This window comes from Streptomyces sp. NPDC042346, from assembly GCF_055581845.1.
Genome location: NZ_JBVJEH010000001.1, coordinates 1528722 through 1547340 on the forward strand (window position 1 = coordinate 1528722; position 18619 = coordinate 1547340).

Sequence of the window (18619 nt, forward strand, 5' to 3'; positions counted from 1 at the left end):
CAAGAGTATGCAGACGCGCGGACGCCCGGAGGGAACGATCCCTCCGGGCGTCCGCCCTGTCACTTCAGGCCGAGTGGGCCTTCCCGCTTACGGGAAGGTGAGCTTGAAGTTGTTGATGTAGCCGGTGTCGATCGAGGCCTTGTCCTGGACGCGGAGCTTCCAGGCACCGTTGGCGACCTCGGTGGAGGCGTTCACGGTGAAGGTCTGGACGATGTTGTCGGCGCTGCCGCCGGAGCGGTTGCTGAGGCTGTAGACCGAGCCGTCGGGGGCGACGAGGTCGACGACGAGGTCACCGCGGTAGGTGTGGACGATGTCCACGCCGACCGAGAGGTTGCTCGGGGCGTTGCCGGTGACACCGGTGACGTTGACCGTCGAGGTGACCGCGGCGCCGTTGTCCGGGACGGACACGTCGGCCGAGTTCTCGAAGACCTTGCCGGTGGGCGGGGTGCCGCCGCCGGAGCGCGGGCCCACGTTGATGGCGGCCCAGGCGTCCTCGACGGCCGCGACCTCGGGGCTGGTGGCGCCGTAGAGCGCCTTGGCGACGTCGACCGTTCCGGTGCGGGCACCGGCGTAGTCCGTCGTCGTGCCCCACTTGGTGGTGAGCGCCTTGAACCAGATCAGCTCGGCCTTGGCCCGGCCGATGCCGGTGACGGGCAGGCCGTCGGAGGTCGGCGAGTCGTAGGTGACGCCGTTGACGGTCTTGACGCCGCTGCCCTCGGAGAGCAGGTAGAAGAAGTGGTTCGCCGGGCCCGAGGAGTAGTGGACGTCGATGCCGCCGAGGCCCGAGTACCACGCGTCCTTGGACGAGCCGTCCTTGCTCGGCTTGTCCATGTAGCGGAGCGGGGTGCCGTTGCCGCGGATGTCGATCTTCTCGCCGACCAGGTAGTCGCCCGGGTCGTTGGCGTTGTTGGCGTAGAACTCGACGGCCGCCGCGAAGATGTCCGAGGTGGCCTCGTTGAGGCCGCCGGACTCGCCGCTGTACTGCAGGCCGGCCGTGTTGGAGGTGACGCCGTGCGTCATCTCGTGCGCGGCCACGTCGATGGACGTCAGCGGCTTGGTGTTGCCCGAGCCGTCGCCGTACGTCATGCAGAAGCAGGAGTCCGACCAGAACGCGTTGACGTACGCGTTGCCGTAGTGGACCCGCGAGTACGCGCCGACGCCGTCACCCTTGATGCCGGTGCGGCCGTGCACGTTCTTGTAGTAGTCCCAGGTGAGCGCGGCGCCGTAGTGCGCGTCGGCGCCGGCCGTCTCCTTGTTGGACGGGCTGCCGTTGCCCCACACGTCGGTGGTGTTGCTGAACAGCGTCCCGGTGCCCGACGAACCACCGTTGAGGTTGTACGTCTTGTGGTTGCCGCGGCCGGTGTCGGTCAGCGTGTACGAGGGCGCGGTGCCGAGGGTCACCTGGCCGCTGTACTGCGTGTTGCCGGTGCCGGTCTCGATGGCCTGCCACTCGTACAGCTTCGCGCCGGTCTTGGCGTCCGTGACGACGTGCAGCTCGTTCGGGGTGCCGTCGTGCTGGAGGCCGCCGACGACGGTCTCGTACGCGAGGACGGGGGCGCCCTTGGCCATCCAGACGACCTTGCGCGGGGCGCGGTTCGTCTCGGCCTTGTCGGAGCCCTCCGCCTTCGCGGCGCCCAGGGCCTGCTTCGACGCGGCGGCCGGGGTGACGGTGGCGCTGGTGTCGACGTTCTTCAGCTCCGCGCGGGAAGCCTTGGAGACGCTCTGACGGGCGCCGGCCTTCGACTCCTCGACGATCAGGTCACCGCCGAGGACGGGCAGTCCGGCGTAGGTGCGCTCGTAGCGCGTGTGGGTCGTGCCGTCGCGGTCCTGCACGACGTCGCGGACGACCAGCTTCTCCTGGGCGCCGAGGCCGAGGGACTTGGCCGTGGCGGCCTTGTCGGCGTCGGCCGCCTTGATGAGCGCGACGCGCTCGGCGGGGGTGAGGTCGGCCGGGAGCTTGCCGGGGTTCGCCGAGGTGCCCTTCTGGGCCTGGGGGGCGATGTTCCAGGGGGTGTTCGCCGCGGTGGCGGAACCCGTCTGGACGCCAACGGCGATCATGGCGGCGGCAGCGATCAGAGCGCCGGTCGCGGTGGCGCGACGGCTGGGCGTGGATCTCACGCAGACTCCTTATGCGAGGGGGGTACCGGCGGCCTTGGGTGGGTCCGTCCGGGCAGAGCAAGGAGAGCTGTGGAGCACGTTCGGGGTGGAACTCGTTCGGGTGAAGCGCTGAACAGTGATGCGAAGAACCGGGGAGAGAGTGACAGGAATGACGGGGACCTGTCATGAGTGCGTCAGCAAGTTGGCCGGAATTCGTCCGCTGCCCGTACGTCCGTGTTCGTTAACCGGACGTTTCGTCGATCATGGACGCGATGCCGTCCAACGTTCGCTGAAGCCCGAATTCGAAGAGCGCGTCCAGGTCCAGACCGAACTCGCCGCCGCTGGTCACCGAGTTCAGCTCGGGGTACGAACCGCCCGCCTGGATCGCGTCGAAGCGTGGCTCATTCTGTTCCATCCACTCGCCGTCGGAGATCCCCGTGTCCTGCCGCGCCTGCTCCTCCAGATCGGCCGCCATCGACAGGCCCTGCACGTAGGCGAAGATCAGCAGATGCGCGTGGAGCTTCTCCGTGTGCGTCAGCGGAGTGCCCCGCAACGACTGCAACACCCACTCCAGGTACGCCATCGCGTTCCGCGTCGCGACCGGCCGCGTGAACGAGGCCATCGCGTGCGCCATCCACCGGTGCCGCGCGTACACCCCGCGCAGCCAGCGCGCCCCCCGCTCAAGACCCACCCGCCACTCCGGCGGCACCGGCCCCAACGGCACCTCGCCGCAGGCCGCGTCCGCCATCAGCCGCACCAGCTCCGCCTTGCCCGGCACATGGCGGTACAGCGTCATCGTCGACACCCCGAGCGCCGTCGCCACCCGGCGCATCGTCAGCCCGTTCAGGCCCTCGGCGTCGGCCAGTTCCAGCGCCGCGTCGACCAGGCGCTGCCGCGTGAGGGGCTCCGCGTCCGGTCCCGCGCCCGGTCCTGTGTCCGGTCCCGCGCCCCGGTCCGTCCGTGCGACGACCACCGTGCCCACCCCCGGCTCGGGGCGCACCAGGCCCTCCTGGCGCAGCACCCCCAGCGCCTTCGTGGCCGTCGCCATCGCCACGCCCCACTCGCGCGTGACGGCCCGCGTCGACGGCACCCGGTCGCCCGGGGACAGTTCGCCCGACCGGATGCGGCGGCGGAGTTCGGCGGCGATGGCGAGGTAGGGCGGCTCGTTCGTCATCCGGTGGAGTGTACTAGTGCGGTCGGGACGGTGTACGCCCATGTGAGCTGGGGGTTTTGGGGTTCGCTGTGCGGTGCACTAGGGCGGGAGTGGCACCGTACGCGCCGCGCTGCTTTCTTCCTCCCATGACACTCACCGCACACCCCGGACACACCGCCGGACCAGGACCCGCCCGTGCCGGGCGCCGCGAATGGACCGCCCTCGGCGTCCTCATGCTGCCCCTGCTCCTCGTCTCCATGGACGTCTCCGTCCTCTACTTCGCCATCCCCTCCATCAGCGCCGACCTGCGCCCCGGAGCCACCGAACAGCTCTGGATCCTCGACACGTACGGGTTCGTCCTCGCCGGACTCCTCGTCACCATGGGCGCCCTCGGCGACCGCGTCGGGCGCCGCAGAGTGCTCCTCGGCGGCGCCGCCCTCTTCGGCGTCGCCTCCGTCGCCGCCGCCTACGCCCACAGCCCCGGCGCCCTCATCGGCGCCCGCGCCCTTCTCGGCCTCGCCGGCGCCTGCCTCATGCCCGCCACCCTCGCCCTGATCCGCAACCTCTTCCAGGACCCGGCCCAGCGCGCCACGGCCGTCACCGCGTGGACCTCCGTCATGGCGAGCGGCATCTCCCTCGGACCCGTCGTCAGCGGCGCGCTCGTCGAACACTTCTGGTGGGGGTCCGTCTTCCTCGTCAACCTGCCCGCGATGGCCCTGCTTCTCGTCCTCGGGCCCCTGCTGCTTCCCGAGTCCAAGGGCGCGGCCCGTGGCGGGCCGTTCGATCTGCTGAGCGCCGCGCTGTCGCTCGCCGCCCTGCTGCCCCTGGTGTACGGGATCAAGGAGATCGCCAAGGAGGGCTGGGCCGTCCTGCCCGCGATGGGCGTGGCCGGCGGGTTGCTGCTCGGGTTCGTGTTCGTTCGGCGGCAGCGTCGGCTCGACCAGCCCATGATCGACCTCGGGCTGATCCGCACCCGGGCCTACGGCGGCTCCCTCCTCGTCAACCTGCTCGCCATGGTCGCGACCGTCGGCTTCGCCGTCTTCCTCACCCAGTACCTCCAGTCCGTCCTCGGCCAGAGCCCGTTCGAAGCGGCCCTGTGGAGCCTCGTCCCCACCGGTGGCGTTCTTGTCGCCGCCCCGGTGGCCGCGGTGCTCGCCCGGCGGGTCGACCGGGCGTACGTCATGGGTGGCGGGTTCCTCGTCGCCGCCGGCGGCTTCGCCTGGCTCGCCGCGATCGACCGCGCCACGCCCCTCTGGGTGGTCCTGGTGGCCAGTGCCCTCTACGCCGCCGGGCTCGTCTCCGCCATGACCCTCGCCAACGAACTCGCCCTCGGCGCCGCCCCGCCCGAGCGCGCCGGCTCGGCCGCCGCCGTCCTCGAATCGGGGCAGGAGCTGGGCGGGGCGCTCGGCATGGCGGTCCTCGGGTCGATCGGCGCCGCCGTCTACACCGCGGCGATGCCCGCCTCCGCCCCCGCCGCCGCCCGGGAGACGCTGGGAGGTGCGCTGGAGGGCTCGGCGTCCGTCCTCGACGCGGCCCGGGGGGCCTTCACCGAGGCCATGGCCGGTGCTGCCCTGGGCGCCTCCCTGTTGATGGTGGTTGCGGCCGGAGTGGCCTTCGTGGTGCTGCGGCGGACCTGAGCGTGGGGGGCGTTCAGCCCACCAGGCTGTCCCGCCACGCCTGGTGCAGGCTCGCGTAGTGGCCGTCGCCCGAGACCAGGGCCTTGGGCGTGCCGTCCTCGACGATCCTGCCCTGCTCCATGACGAGGACCCGGTCCGCGACCTCGACCGTGGAGAGGCGGTGGGCGATGACCACCGCCGTACGGCCCGCCAGGACCGTGTCCATCGCCCGCTGCACCGCCCGCTCGCCCGGTACGTCCAGCGAGCTCGTCGCCTCGTCCAGGATCAGCACCGCCGGGTCCGCGAGGAGCGCCCGTGCGAAGGCCACCAGTTGGCGCTGGCCCGCCGAGATCCGGCCGCCGCGCTTGCGTACGTCCGTGTCGTAGCCGTCCGGGAGGCTCGCGATGAACTCGTGGGCACCGATGGCCCTGGCCGCCTCCTCGATCTCGTCGCGGGTCGCGTCCGGGCGGCCGATCGCGATGTTCTCCGCCACGGTGCCGGAGAAGAGGAACGCCTCCTGGGTGACCATGACCACGCCCTGGCGGAGGGAGGGGGTGGTGAGGTCCTTGAGGTCGATGCCGTCGAGGAGGACCCTGCCGTCCGTGGGGTCGTAGAAGCGGGAGAGGAGCTTGGCGAGGGTCGATTTGCCCGCGCCTGTCGCTCCGACTACCGCGACCGTCTGGCCTGCGGGGATCGTGAGGTCGAAGGCGGGCAGGACTTCGCCGCCCGTCCGGTACGCGAAGCGGACCTTCTCGAAGACCACCTCGCGGCCCGGTGTGCCCGGGCGTTCCGGCAGTCGGGTGGGGGCCGTCGTCTCCGGGACGCCCGGTTCCTGTGCCAGGAGGCCCGCGATCTTGGCGAGGCTGGCCGCCGCCGACTCGTACGAGTTGAGGAACATGCCGAGGCGGTCGATCGGGTCGTACAGGCGCCGCATGTACAGCACCGCCGCTGCCAGGACGCCCAGTTCCAGCGTGCCGTCCGCGACCCGGTACGCGCCCCACAGGCACATGCCCGCCACCGCCGTGTTCGCGACCAGGCGCGAACCGACCACGTAGCGGGCCATCTCGAGGAGCACGTCGCCGTTGCTGCGCTCGTGGCGCTGGTTGAGGGCCGCGAACTCGGTGTCGTTGGTCCGCTCGCGGCGGAACGCCCGGACCGGGCGGATCCCGTTCATCGTCTCCGCGAACTTCACGATCACGCCCGCGATCGCCGTGGACCGCTCGGCGTACACCTCGCCCGCGCGGCGCTGGTAGATCCGTACGAGCAGGTAGAGGGGGAGGAAGGAGGCCACGGCCACCGCTCCGATGCCGAGGTCCAGCCAGAGGAGGATGGCGGCGATGGAGACGAAGGAGAGGACGACCCCGATCAGTTCCTGGAGGCCCTCCGAGAGCAGCTCGCGGAGCGACTCGACGTCCGTCGTCGAGCGGGAGATCAGCCGGCCCGAGGTGTACCGCTCGTGGAAGTCGACGCTCAGGAGCTGCGCGTGGCGGAAGATCCGGCCCCGGATGTCCAACAGGACGTCCTGGTTGACGCGGGCCGCCACCCGTACGAAGGCGTACTGGAGGAGTCCCGAGAGCGTGGCGCAGAGCAGGTAGCCGAGCGCGACCGCCACCACCGGGCCGTGGTCTCCCGCGCGGAACGCCGGGACGCCCCGGTCGATGGCGTACGCGACGAGCAGCGGGCCCGCCTGGATCGCCGCCTCCTTGAGGAGGAGGACGAGCGCGGCCGTCGTGACCCGCAGGCGGTGGCCGGCGAGGAGGGAGCGCAGCAGCGCGCCCGTCGCGCCGGGGGGTGTCGGCAGGTCGTCGCGGTCGAAGGGGTCCGCGGGTGGTGTCCGGGGGAGTGTCGCCGGGGGTTCGTTCTTGGTGGCGACGGTCGTCTCCGTCATCGGTTCTCGATCCCCTCGTTGTCCTCGCCGGACATCAGCCAGGCGTACTCCTCGCTGCTCCGCAGCAGTTCCTGGTGCGTGCCGACCGCCGTGATGCGGCCCTCGGAGAGCAGCGCGACCCGGTCGGCGAGCATCACCGTCGACGGGCGGTGCGCCACGACCAGCGCCGTCGTCTCGCGCAGCACCTCCCGCAGCGCCGCCTCCACGCGTGCCTCCGTGTGCACGTCGAGCGCCGAGAGGGGGTCGTCGAGGACCAGGAAGCGGGGTTTGCCGACCACCGCGCGTGCCAGCGCGAGGCGCTGGCGCTGGCCGCCCGACAGGCTCAGGCCCTGCTCGCCGACCTGGGTCGCCGAGCCCTCCGGCAGCCGGTCGACGAAGCCGTCGGCCTGCGCCACGCCGAGGGCGCGCCGCAGTTCCGGCTCGCCGGCGCCGGTCGCGGCGCCCATGAGGACGTTCTCCCCGACGCTCGCCGAGAACAGCGTCGGCTCCTCGAAGGCCACCGACACGAGGGTCCGCAGCCGTTCCCGCTCCATCAGGGCGATGTCCTCGCCGTCCAGGAGGATCCGGCCGCCGGTCGCCTCGTGCAGGCGCGGTACGAGCGCGGTGAGCGTCGTCTTGCCGGAGCCGGTGCCGCCGACCAGGGCCAGCGTCTCGCCGGGGCGGATGTGCAGGTCGATCCCGTCCAGGACGGGCGGCGTGCCGTCCGGTGCGTCCGGGTAGCGGAACGACACGCCCTCGAAGCGGACCCCGTCGGGGCCGTCCGCCGCGGTGGGCGAGGCGGTGGCCGTCTCCGGTTCCTCCTCCGCGTCCATCACCTCGAAGTACCGTTCCGTCGCGGTCGCGGCCTCCTGGCTCATCGCGAGGAGGAAGCCGATCGACTCGACCGGCCAGCGCAGCGCGAGCGCCGTCGAAAGGAACGCGACGAGGGTGCCCGCCGACAGGTCGCCGTCCGCGACCTGCACGGTGCCGAGGACCAGGGCCGCCCCGATGGCCAGCTCGGGGACGACGGTGATGACCGCCCAGATCATGGCGAGCAGCCGGGCCTTGGTCAGCTCGGTGCCCCGCAGGAGTTCGGCGAGCGAGCGGAAGGCCCGGGCCTGGCTGCGGTGCCGGCCGAAGCCCTTGATGATCCGGATGCCCAGGACGCTCTCCTCGACGACCGTCGTCAGGTCGCCGACCTGGTCCTGGGCGCGGCGGGCCACGACCCCGTACCGGCTCTCGAAGAGCGAGCAGACGATGACGAGCGGTACGACGGGCGTGAGCAGCACCAGGCCGAGGGACCAGTCCTGGGCGAGCAGCAGCACGTAACCGGCGAGGATCGTCACGCCGTTGACCAGCAGGAAGGTCAGGGGGAAGGCGAGGAACATCCGGACCAGCATGAGGTCGGTCGTGCCGCGCGAAAGCAGCTGCCCCGACGCCCACCGGTCGTGGAAGGCGATCGGCAGCCGCTGGAGCCTGCGGTACAGATCGGCCCGCATCCGTGCCTCGACCCCGGCGAGCGGCCGCGCCACCAGCCAGCGCCGGTACCCGAAGAGGACGGCCTCGGCGATGCCGAGCAGGAGGAGGTAGAGCGCCCCCAGCCAGACGCCGCTCGGATCGTGGTCGGTGATGGGTCCGTCGACCATCCATTTCAGGACGAGCGGGATGACGAGGGACAGACAGGAGGCGACGATCGCGACGATCGCCGCCGTGACCAACCGCCCCCGCACGGGCCGCACGTACGGCCACAGCCGCAACAGCACGCGCACCGCGGAGCGGTCGGGGGACGGATTCTCTGGGGGCAAGGGTTTCTCGGGCATCAGGGCCGACCCTACGGTTCACCACTGACACGTCTCATCCGGTTTTCCCGCCGCCCTGCCGCGCGGGGGGTTCCCGGAGTCGCGGGCCGACCGTCGGACCCGGAGTCGTACCCGGCATCCACCGATCGGCTGATGCCGTTTCGAGCGCGATGGCCGATGCCCGGGATCTGCCGCGCTCGGCAGTCTGGGGACATGACAGCGATCGAAGTGCGGGGACTGCACAAGGCTTACGGCGGCCGGAAGGTCGTCGACGGGGTTTCCTTCGAGGTCGGCGAGGGGGAGATCTTCGGGATCCTCGGCCCCAACGGCGCCGGGAAGACCACGACCGTGGAGTGCGTCGAAGGGCTGCGGACCCCCGACGAGGGGCAGGTGCGCGTCTGCGGGTACGACCCTGCGACACAGCGGGACGACGTCACCCGGGTCCTCGGGGTCCAGCTCCAGGAGAGCGAGCTCCAGGCCAAGCTGACCGTCCGTGAGGCGCTCGACCTGTACGCCTCCTTCTACGAGCGGCCCGCCGACCGGCAGGCGCTCGCCGAGCGGCTCGGGCTGCTTCCGTACCTGCGGACCCGGTTCGGGAAGCTGTCCGGGGGCCAGAAGCAGCGGCTGTTCATCGCCCTCGCGCTCCTCGGCGACCCCCGGGTCGTCGTCCTCGACGAACTCACCGCGGGTCTCGACCCGCGCGCCCGCCGCGAGGTGTGGACGCTTGTCGAGTCCCTCCGCGACGCTGGGGTGACGGTGCTGCTCGTCACCCACTTCATGGAGGAGGCCCAGCGGCTCTGCGACCGGATCGCCGTCCTCGACCAGGGCCGGATCACCGCGCTCGACACCCCCCACGGCCTGATCGGCCGGGCCTCGGCCGCCAAGGAGATCTCCTTCGCCGCCGGCACCCCGCTCGACCCGGAGGCGCTGCGGGCCCTGCCCGGTGCCGTGTCCGTCGGGACGGCGGACGGGCGGACGGTCGTCGCCGGCACGGACGAGACCGTCGCCGCCTTCGTCTCGCTCCTCGCCCGCCAGGGCGTCACGGCCGGTCAGCTCCGGGTCGCCGACGCCACCCTCGACGACGCCTACCTCGACCTGACGGGAACCGATCTCCGATGAGCACTCCCAGCCCCGCCGTGGCCGTCCTGCGCACCGAGGCCCGGCTCTTCACCCGCGAACCGGGTTCCCTGTTCTGGGTGATGCTCTCGCCGACGGTGCTGCTCGTGATCCTCGGACTGATCCCCTCCTTCCGGGAGGCCTCCGAGGACCTCGGCGGGCGCCGCGTCATCGACGTCTACGTCCCTGTCTCCGTCCTGTTCGCCCTCATCATGTCCGGGCTCCAGGCCATGCCCCCGGTCCTCGCCGGCTACCGCGAACGCGGCATCTTGCGCCGGATGTCCACCACTCCCGTACGCCCCGGGGCGCTGCTCACCGCCCAGATCGCGCTGCACGGCGCCGCGGCGCTAGTCTCGTCGCTGCTGGTGATCGCGGTGGGCCGGATCGCCTTCGGCGTCGCCCTGCCGGGGAACCCCGCCGGCTACCTCCTCGCCCTGCTCCTCGCCGTCGCGGGCGGTCTCGCCCTCGGCTCGGCCGTGTGCGCGGTCTCCCGGACACAGAAGATCGCCACCGCCGTCGGTTCGTTCGTCTTCTTCCCCACCATGTTCACGGCCGGGGTCTGGGTGCCCGTCCAGGCCATGCCGGATACGCTGCAGCGGTTCGTCGGGCTCACCCCGTTCGGCGCCGCCTCCGAGGCCCTCGACGCCGCCGCCTCGGGAGGATGGCCCGGCTGGGCCGCGCTCGGTGTGATGGCCCTGTGGACGGCCGCGCTGACCGGCGCCGCGGCGCGCTGGTTCCGCTGGGAATGAGCCGGGAGCGGCCGGGGAACGAGCCGGGAACGAGAGGGGGCGGCGGGATGCCCGTCACCGTCGAGGAGCGCTGGCGCCAGTTCTTCCGCTGGGGGCCGTACGGACTGCTCGGCATCGCCGCCGTGATCGCCGGGGTGTCGGTGGACGTGTTCATGGACCGTACGGAGCGGGTGGCGGCCGGTGTTCTGCTGGCGGCGGTGATCCTCCTCCACGTGGTGTGGGACCTCCGCTGCCGCCGGGTGGTCGCGGCCACCGGGTGGGGGCCCGAGCTGCCCGGGTGCGGACCCGTTCTCGTGCCGGGGGCACCCGGACCCGCCTCCGCTGCCTACTTCCTCGTCCGTACCGCCCTCGCCTTCGCGCTGACCTGGCTCAGCCCCTTCTTCTCGATCTACGCCTGCATCGGCTACTTCGACGCCACCCATCTGCTGCCCCGCCGCCTCTCCCGGGCCGGGCTCCTCGTCACCGCCGTCATCATGGCCGGCTCCCAGTCCGGCAGCCTGCCGCCCGTCTCCCTCGTGCAATGGTTCGCCTTCGGCGGCCTGTTCGCCCTGAACGCCTGCCTCGCCGTGGGCTTCTCCCACCTCGGTACGAAGGAGGCGGAGAAGGCCGCCGAGCGAGCCGCCACCATCGCCGAACTCGGCCGCGCCAACAGCCGTCTCGAACAGGCCCTCGCCGAGAACGCGGCCCTCCAGGCGCAGCTCCTCCTCCAGGCCCGGGAGGCCGGGGTCGCCGACGAGCGGCGCCGGCTCGCCGCCGAGATCCACGACACGATCGCCCAGGGCCTCACCGGTGTCGTCACCCAGCTCCAGGCCGCGTCCGCCGCTGCCCCCGACGCCGGTCGCGCCGAGGCGCACCTCCGGCGGGCCGCCGACCTCGCCCGGCACAGCCTCGGCGAGGCCCGCCGCTCCGTGCGGAACCTCAGCCCGGTCGCCCTGGAGCACGACTCCCTCCCGGAGGCCCTCCGCAAGACGGTCGCCGACTGGGCCGACCGCACCGGCGTCGACACCCGGTTCACCGTGACCGGCGTCGAGGAGCCGCTCCACGACGAGGTGGCCGCCACGCTCCTGCGGATCGCCCAGGAGGCCCTGTCCAACGCCGCACGCCACTCCGGGGCCGACCGGGCCGGCGTCACCCTCTCCTACATGGGCGACGAGATCACCCTGGACGTACGGGACGACGGACGCGGCTTCGACCCGCTCGCCCTTCCCGCTCGGAGCGGCGGCGACGGCGGCGGGTTCGGGCTCGGCGGGATGCGGGCCCGCGCCGCGCGCCTCGCCGGTTCCGTCGTCGTGGAGACCGCACCGGGCGAGGGGACGGCGATCTCCGCTCGCGTACCGTTGGGCGCGCCATGACTGACATCACCCTTCTGATCGTCGACGACCACCCCGTCGTGCGGGACGGCCTGCGCGGCATGTTCGCCGCCGAAGGCTCCGGCTTCCGTGTCCTCGGCGAGGCCCCCGACGGCGTACGGGGCGTCGAACTCGCCCGGGAACTCGACCCCGACGTCGTCCTCATGGACCTGCGCATGCCGGGTGGCGGCGGCGTCGACGCCATCGCCGAGCTCACCCGGCGCGGCGCCCGCTCCCGTGTCCTCGTCCTCACCACGTACGACACGGACACCGACACCCTTCCGGCGATCGAGGCCGGTGCCACCGGCTATCTCCTCAAGGACGCGCCCCGGGAGGAGCTGTTCGCGGCCGTGCGGGCCGCCGCCGAGGGCCGTACCGTCCTCTCCCCGGCCGTCGCCTCGCGACTGGTCACGGCCGTCCGCGCCCCCGCCGCCGCGGCCGCGGGCACCGCGCTCTCCGCCCGCGAGGGCGAGATCCTCGCCCTCGTCGCGAAGGGCACCGCCAACCGGGCCATCGCCGCCGAGCTCTTCATCAGCGAGGCCACCGTGAAGACCCACCTCACGCACATCTACGGCAAGCTGGGGGTCAAGGACCGGGCGGCCGCCGTCGCCGCCGGCTACGACCGGGGGATTCTGGGCCGCTCCTGAGGTCCGGGCCTCACCCCCGGACCCGCAGCAGCACCGTCGAGCGGGCGCCCACCGTGATCGTCTCGCCGCCCCGGTGGAGTGTTCCCGGGGGCGCCGACTGGTCCTCGTGGGCCGTGTCGACGACCAGTTCGTACGACTCCGCCCACGGCGGGCCCGGAAGGCGGAACTCCAGCGGGCGGGGCCCGGCGTGCAGGACGGCGAGGAAGCTGTCGTCGGTGATCTGCTCGCCGCGTTCGTCGCGGCCCGGGATGTCGCGGCCCGAGAGGTAGAGGCCGAGCGTCGCCGTCGGCGCGTACCAGTCCCGTTCCGTCATCTCGCCGCCGTCCGCGCCGAACCAGGCCAGGTCCCGCAGCCCGTCCGCGCCCTGCGGACGCCCCGAGAAGAAGGCCCGGCGGCGCAGCACCGGGTGGTGGTGGCGCAGGGCGAGCAGCCGGCGGGTGAGGGCGAGGAGCTGGGCCCGGCCCGGGTCCTCCGGCAGGGACCAGTCGAGCCAGCCGATCTCGTTGTCCTGGCAGTACGCGTTGTTGTTGCCGCCCTGGGTGCGGCCCATCTCGTCGCCGGCGACGAGCATCGGGACCCCGGTGGACAGGAGGAGGGTGGTGAGGAGGTTGCGGAGCTGGCGGAGACGGAGGGACCGGATCTCCGGGTCGTCGGTCTCGCCCTCCGTCCCGCAGTTCCAGGAGCGGTTGTCGTGGGTGCCGTCCCGGTTGCCCTCGCCGTTGGCCTCGTTGTGCTTCCGCTCGTACGTGACGAGGTCCCGGAGGGTGAAGCCGTCGTGCGCGGTGACGAAGTTGACGGAGGCGTACGGCCGGCGCCCGCCCCAGGCGTACAGGTCGCTGGAGCCGGAGAGCCGGTAGCCGAGGTCCCGTACGTCGGGCAGCGCGCCCCGCCAGAAGTCCCGGACGGCGTCCCGGTAGCGGTCGTTCCACTCGGTCCAGAGCGGCGGGAAGGCGCCCACCTGGTAGCCGCCGTTGCCCACGTCCCAGGGTTCGGCGATGAGTTTGACCCGGCGCAGGACGGGGTCTTGTGCGATGACCGCGAGGAAGGGGGAGAGCATGTCGACGTCGTGCATCGAGCGGGCCAGGGCCGCCGCCAGGTCGAAGCGGAAGCCGTCGACGCCCATCTCCGTGACCCAGTAGCGGAGGCTGTCGGTGATGAGCCGCAGCACCTGCGGCTGCACGACGTGCAGGGTGTTGCCGCAGCCCGTGTAGTCGGCGTACCGGCGGGCGTCGGACTGGAGCCGGTAGTAGCCGCGGTTGTCGATGCCCTTGAGGGAGAGGGTGGGGCCCAGCTCGCCCGCCTCCGCCGTGTGGTTGTAGACGACGTCGAGGATGACCTCGATGCCGGCCGCGTGCAGCGCCCGCACCATCCTCTTGAACTCGCCGACCTGCTGCCCGGTCGTCCCGGAGGAGGAGTAGGCGGCGTGCGGGGCGAAGTAGCCGAGGGAGTTGTAGCCCCAGTAGTTGCGCAGGCCGCGCCGCAGGAGGTGGTCCTCGTGCGCGAACTGATGGACCGGCAGGAGTTCGACCGCCGTCACCCCCAGCTGTACGAGGTGCTCGATCGCCGCCGGGTGCGCGAGCCCCGCGTACGTGCCGCGCAGCCGCTCCGGGATGCCGGGGTGCTGTTGGGTGAAGCCCTTCACGTGCAGCTCGTAGATGACCGAGTCCTGCCAGGGCGTCTTGGGCCTGCGGTCGTCCGACCAGTCGTCGTCGTCATGGACGACGATCCCCTTCGGGACGTACGGGGCGGAGTCCCGGTCGTCGCGGACGGTGTCGGCGACGTGCTGCTGCGGCCAGTCCCGTACGTGCCCGTACACCTCCGGAGGGAGGGAGAAGTCGCCTTCGACGGCCCGCGCGTACGGGTCGAGGAGCAGCTTCGCCGGGTTCCAGCGGGCCCCCGTCCACGGGTCCCACCGGCCGTGCACCCGGTAGCCGTACCGCTGCCCGGCGCCGATCCCGGGCACGAAGCCGTGCCAGATCTCGTGGGTCAGCTCGGTCAGCGGAAGCCGCCGCTCCGTCCCGTCCCCGTCGAACAGGCACAGCTCCACGGCCTCCGCGCCCCCCGCCCACAGGGCGAAGTTGGTGCCGGTCACCCCACCGGGCCCGATCCGGCAGCGGGCCCCGAGGGGCGTCGGCGCCCCCGGCCATACCGGCGGCCCGGCCCGCTCCAGGGCACGTTCCTGTACCGCCTCCTGCTCGGCTGCGCTCGACACCGTCCCGGCCTCCCGCGGCTCGTGGGGCTCGTGGGGCCCGCACCGGGGGAGTGGCGGCGTCCCGGCCACCGCTCCCCCGCGTCGTTCTTTCGCGTCGTCCTCCCTGTTCTGCCCGCACGGCCGTGCTCCCAACATGGCCCGCACGCACGTTTCCCCTGGAGGGGGCCTGTCGTTGGGCCGAGCGTGAATCGTGTATGGAAGCGGGCGAGGTACGCCCTGGCGGTGGCGGGACTGATGGCGGGCCTTGCGGGCTGCACAGCAGCGGGCGGCGAAGGGGGCATCGACATCTCCCTGCCGGGCAAGGCGCGGGCCCCCGGAGATGTCATCCGGGTGAGTCCGGAGGACGGCAGCCGGGGGGTGCCGGCCGCGGGCCCCGTCGAGGTACGGGTGGACAGCGGGCGGCTCGAACGGGTGACGGTCGTCCAAGTGGAGGACGCCCAACGGACCCGGGTCGCCGGCGAGATCTCCGCGGACGGGCTGCGCTGGCGGCCCCGGGCCGACGCCCGGCTCGCGCTGGCCGCCAAGTACAGCGTGGACGCCGTCGCGCTCGACGCCCACGGCCGCCGCTCCGCCCGGCACACCACCTTCACGACCGTGGTGCCGGAGAGCCGGTTCATCGGCTATTTCAAACCGGAGAACCGTTCCACTGTCGGCACCGGCATGATCGTCTCCTTCTCCTTCAACCGGCCCATCGAGAACCGGGACGACGTCGAGCGGGCCGTCCGGATCACCTCGGACCCGCCGGTCGAGGTGGTCGGCCACTGGTTCGGCAAGGAGCGGCTCGACTTCCGCCCCGCCGCGTACTGGCAGCCGGGCACGAAGGTCACCGTCGAGCTCGCCCTGCGCGACGTCGAGGGCGCGCCGGGCGTGTACGGCATCCAGCGCAAGAAGGTCGGCTTCACCGTCGGCCGCTCCCAGGTCTCCCTGGTCGACGCCGCCGCGCACACCATGGAGGTCCGCAGGAACGGCGAGGTCCTGACGACCGTGCCGATCACCGCGGGCGCGCCGAAGACCACCACGTACAACGGGAAGATGGTCGTCACGGAGCTGTACGACGTGACGCGGATGGACGGGCGGACGGTCGGCTTCGGCGGCGAGTACGACATCAAGGACGTCCCGCACGCGATGCGGCTCACCGAGTCGGGGACCTTCCTGCACGGCAACTACTGGGCCTCGGACGACACGTTCGGCACCGCCAACGTCAGTCACGGCTGCGTGGGGCTGCGGGACGACAAGGGCGGCAGCGCGGATTCGCCGGCGGGCTGGTTCTTCGACCGGACGCTCATCGGCGACGTGGTGGAGGTGGTCAACTCCCAGGACCGAACGGTCGCTCCCGACAACGGGCTCGGCGGATGGAACCTGGACTGGACCCGGTGGAAGGCCGGTTCGGCGCTGCGCTGAGCCGAGCCCCTAGGGGGCGTCTTGTCGATCAGGCCGGGCTCGCGGCGTCCGGCACCGCGCCTCGCCGCGTTGTCGTCGGTCGCCAACGTCCCCCGTAGCCCTTCGGGCACGGGAGGTACCCCCACCGCGTTGACTCCCTCCTCCGCCTTGCGAGGCACGGCACCAGACGCCGCTCCCTGATCCGGCCTGATCGACAAGACACCCCCTAGCGCGTCCCCGCCCGTGTCCTTCCCGCGTCCCCCGTGCCCTCCCGCGTCCCTTTTGCCACCGGGTCATCACCCTGCCGCCCTAGCACGCCGATCGGGACGGAACGGTGACATTCGCGAGGATCTTTCGTGTCCTGCGGTGTGATTATCTAGCGCCGTGTGCGCGAGCGGATGCGCACGGGGGTGGGGCCGTGGCGTTGCCAGGCCGCGTGAGGGGAGAAGACCACAGTGAACGGGTTGCCGATATCGGGGGCATCGGTACGAGCGACGGGCCGGCGCGGCCGACGACGCGGGGGCGTCCGTCTGCAGGCGCTGGCCGCGGGGGCGCTGCTCATCGTCCTCACCGCCTGCGGCGGTGGCGAGACGGCCACCGGCGGTGGCAAGGGGGCCCAGGATCCGGCGTCGCAGGGGAGCGGCAAGCCGGAGAACGCCGCCTCGCAGGCGGTCGTGACGGTCCTTCCGAAGGACGGCGCCGACTCGGTGGCCACCAGCGGGGCCCTCAAGGTCACCGCCGAGCAGGGCAAGCTGACGACGGTCGAGGTCGCCGACTCCAAGGGCACCGCGATCGAGGGCAGGATCGCGGCCGACGGTGCCAGCTGGGCGCCCTCCGCGCACCTGTCCGCGGGGACCCAGTACAAGGTCCACGCGATCGCGAAGGACGCAGAGGGCCGCGAGTCGGCGAAGGACACCACCTTCACGACCCTGGTCCCGAAGAACACCTTCATCGGCCACTACACGCCGGAGGACGGTGCGACCGTCGGCGTCGGCATGCCGGTCTCCATCAACTTCACCCGGGGCATCACCGACCCCGAGGCGGTCGAGAAGGCCGTCAAGGTGACGGCCGAGCCGGCCGTGGAGATCGAGGGGCACTGGTTCGGCAACGACCGCCTCGACTTCCGCCCGGAGAAGTACTGGGCCGCGGGCACCAAGGTCACCGTGCACCTCAACCTGGACGGCGTCGAGGGCCGCCCGGGCGTCTACGGCAAGCAGAAGAAGACGGTCACCTTCACCATCGGCCGCCGTCAGGTCTCCACCGTCGACGCGAGCGCCAAGACGATGAAGATCGAGCGGGACGGCGCGATCATCAAGACGCTGCCGATCACCGCGGGCGCCCCGTCGACGACCACGTACAACGGCGAGATGGTCATCAGCGAGAAGTACAAGGTGACCCGCATGAACGGGGCCACGGTCGGCTTCGGCGGCGAGTACGACATCAAGGACGTCCCGCACGCGATGCGTCTGTCCACCTCGGGCACCTTCGTGCACGGCAACTACTGGGCCCCGAAGAGCACCTTCGGCTCCTCGAACGTCAGCCACGGCTGCGTCGGCCTGTCGGACACGCGCGGCGCGGGCGACAGCACGACCCCGGCGGCCTGGTTCTTCGACCGCTCGATCATCGGTGACGTGATCGTCGTGAAGAACTCCAAGGACAAGCAGATCCAGCCGGAGAACGGCCTCAACGGCTGGAACATGCCGTGGGCGGAGTGGACCGCCTAGTCCGCCTCCGCAGGTCACGCGAGGGGCCCGGTGCTGTGAGCAACAGCACCGGGCCCCTTCGCGTTAACGCCTACTAACCTTCCTCCCATGACTGTGAACCTCGAAGTCGCCGATGGCGTCGGCACGATCCGCCTCGACCGCCCCCCGATGAACGCCCTCGACATCGCCACGCAGGACCGGCTGCGCGAGCTGGCCCAGGAGGCGACCGACCGCGACGACGTGCGGGCCGTGATCCTCTACGGCGGCGAGAAGGTGTTCGCGGCCGGCGCGGACATCAAGGAGATGCAGGTCATGGACCACGTGGCCATGGTCAAGCGCTCGCGCGCCCTCCAGGACTCCTTCACCGCGATCGCCCGCATCCCCAAGCCGGTCGTCGCCGCCGTCACCGGCTACGCCCTCGGGGGCGGCTGCGAGCTGGCGCTCTGCGCCGACTACCGGATCGCCGCCGACAACGCGAAGCTGGGCCAGCCGGAGATCCTGCTCGGCCTGATCCCCGGCGCGGGCGGCACCCAGCGGCTTTCCCGGCTCATCGGCCCCTCCCGCGCCAAGGACCTCATCTTCACCGGCCGCATGGTGAAGGCGGACGAGGCCCTCACCCTCGGCCTGGTCGACCGGGTCGTCCCGGCCGCCGAGGTGTACGAGCAGGCGCACGCCTGGGCCGCGAAGCTGGCGCAGGGCCCGGCGGTCGCCCTGCGGGCCGCGAAGGAGGCGGTCGACCAGGGTCTGGAGGCCGACATCGACACCGGTCTCGCCATCGAACGCACCTGGTTCGCGGGGCTGTTCGCCACCGCCGACCGGGAGAACGGGATGCGCAGCTTCGTCGAGGAGGGCCCGGGCAAGGCGAAGTTCGCCTGAGCCGCTTCCGCGGGGGCCGATTCCGTCGGAACGGCCCCCGCGGACGGCTCCGTGC

General features: G+C 72.1%; 13 protein-coding genes. 8 read left to right on the forward strand and 5 right to left on the reverse strand.

Annotation, left to right across the window (positions count from 1 at the left end; genetic code table 11):
- Window positions 1-87: 87 nt before the first annotated feature.
- Together ACZ6K0_RS07235 and ACZ6K0_RS07240 are read right to left on the reverse strand one after the other, a co-directional pair.
- Window positions 88-2118 carry a M4 family metallopeptidase gene (locus ACZ6K0_RS07235; RefSeq protein WP_376399812.1) on the reverse strand — a complete coding sequence of 677 codons (2031 nt, stop codon included), beginning with the start codon at window positions 2116-2118 and terminating at the stop codon, window positions 88-90.
- Between the two features lie 220 nt (window positions 2119-2338).
- Window positions 2339-3271, reverse strand: a complete 933-nt coding sequence (locus tag ACZ6K0_RS07240; protein ID WP_469227592.1) for a TetR/AcrR family transcriptional regulator C-terminal domain-containing protein — start codon at window positions 3269-3271, stop codon at window positions 2339-2341.
- Between the two features lie 125 nt (window positions 3272-3396).
- On the opposite strand from ACZ6K0_RS07240, the gene ACZ6K0_RS07245 reads away from it, so the two are divergent.
- A complete protein-coding gene (locus ACZ6K0_RS07245) occupies window positions 3397-4887 on the forward strand; it encodes an MFS transporter (RefSeq protein WP_469227591.1) in 1491 nt (496 codons plus the stop codon).
- 13 nt (window positions 4888-4900) lie between these two features.
- Here ACZ6K0_RS07245 and ACZ6K0_RS07250 read toward each other — a convergent pair whose 3' ends face one another.
- On the reverse strand, window positions 4901-6754 hold the full coding sequence (locus ACZ6K0_RS07250; RefSeq protein WP_469227590.1) for an ABC transporter ATP-binding protein: 1854 nt from the start codon (window positions 6752-6754) through the stop codon (window positions 4901-4903).
- On the reverse strand, window positions 6751-8553 hold the full coding sequence (locus ACZ6K0_RS07255) for an ABC transporter ATP-binding protein (RefSeq protein WP_376399800.1): 1803 nt from the start codon (window positions 8551-8553) through the stop codon (window positions 6751-6753). Before ACZ6K0_RS07255 ends, ACZ6K0_RS07250 begins: the two co-directional genes overlap by 4 nt.
- A gap of 192 nt (window positions 8554-8745) precedes the next feature.
- On the opposite strand from ACZ6K0_RS07255, the gene ACZ6K0_RS07260 reads away from it, so the two are divergent.
- Genes ACZ6K0_RS07260 through ACZ6K0_RS07275 form a run of 4 tightly spaced genes read left to right on the forward strand, consistent with a single transcriptional unit; the run spans window position 8746 to window position 12393 of the window.
- Window positions 8746-9651: an ABC transporter ATP-binding protein gene (locus tag ACZ6K0_RS07260; protein ID WP_376399797.1), complete on the forward strand. Its 906-nt coding sequence runs from the start codon at window positions 8746-8748 to the stop codon at window positions 9649-9651.
- Window positions 9648-10397: an ABC transporter permease gene (locus ACZ6K0_RS07265; protein WP_376399795.1), complete on the forward strand. Its 750-nt coding sequence runs from the start codon at window positions 9648-9650 to the stop codon at window positions 10395-10397. The genes ACZ6K0_RS07260 and ACZ6K0_RS07265 overlap by 4 nt, the downstream gene beginning before the upstream one ends.
- Window positions 10398-10444: 47 nt before the next feature.
- Window positions 10445-11749 (forward strand): sensor histidine kinase, encoded by a 1305-nt coding sequence (locus ACZ6K0_RS07270; RefSeq protein ID WP_376399793.1) that lies wholly within the window; start codon window positions 10445-10447, stop codon window positions 11747-11749.
- The gene (locus ACZ6K0_RS07275; protein WP_376399790.1) at window positions 11746-12393 is read left to right on the forward strand and encodes a response regulator; all 648 of its coding nucleotides are present in this window, start codon (window positions 11746-11748) and stop codon (window positions 12391-12393) included. Before ACZ6K0_RS07270 ends, ACZ6K0_RS07275 begins: the two co-directional genes overlap by 4 nt.
- Window positions 12394-12403: 10 nt before the next feature.
- Here the strand turns inward: ACZ6K0_RS07275 and glgX are convergent, their stop codons facing one another.
- Window positions 12404-14605, reverse strand: coding sequence for a glycogen debranching protein GlgX (glgX, locus tag ACZ6K0_RS07280; RefSeq protein WP_376399787.1), 2202 nt, complete (start codon window positions 14603-14605; stop codon window positions 12404-12406).
- A gap of 234 nt (window positions 14606-14839) precedes the next feature.
- Here glgX and ACZ6K0_RS07285 point away from each other — a divergent pair, with 234 nt between their 5' ends.
- The 3 genes from ACZ6K0_RS07285 to ACZ6K0_RS07295 all read left to right on the forward strand — a co-directional run bounded on the left by ACZ6K0_RS07285 (window position 14840) and on the right by ACZ6K0_RS07295 (window position 18564).
- Window positions 14840-16006 carry a L,D-transpeptidase gene (locus tag ACZ6K0_RS07285; protein ID WP_376399785.1) on the forward strand — a complete coding sequence of 389 codons (1167 nt, stop codon included), beginning with the start codon at window positions 14840-14842 and terminating at the stop codon, window positions 16004-16006.
- Window positions 16007-16440: 434 nt separating this feature from the next.
- On the forward strand, window positions 16441-17709 hold the full coding sequence (locus tag ACZ6K0_RS07290; RefSeq protein WP_376399782.1) for a L,D-transpeptidase: 1269 nt from the start codon (window positions 16441-16443) through the stop codon (window positions 17707-17709).
- Between the two features lie 87 nt (window positions 17710-17796).
- Complete coding sequence (locus ACZ6K0_RS07295; RefSeq protein ID WP_024755207.1) at window positions 17797-18564, forward strand: enoyl-CoA hydratase/isomerase family protein; 768 nt, start codon at window positions 17797-17799, stop codon at window positions 18562-18564.
- The last annotated feature ends 55 nt before the right edge of the window (window positions 18565-18619 follow it).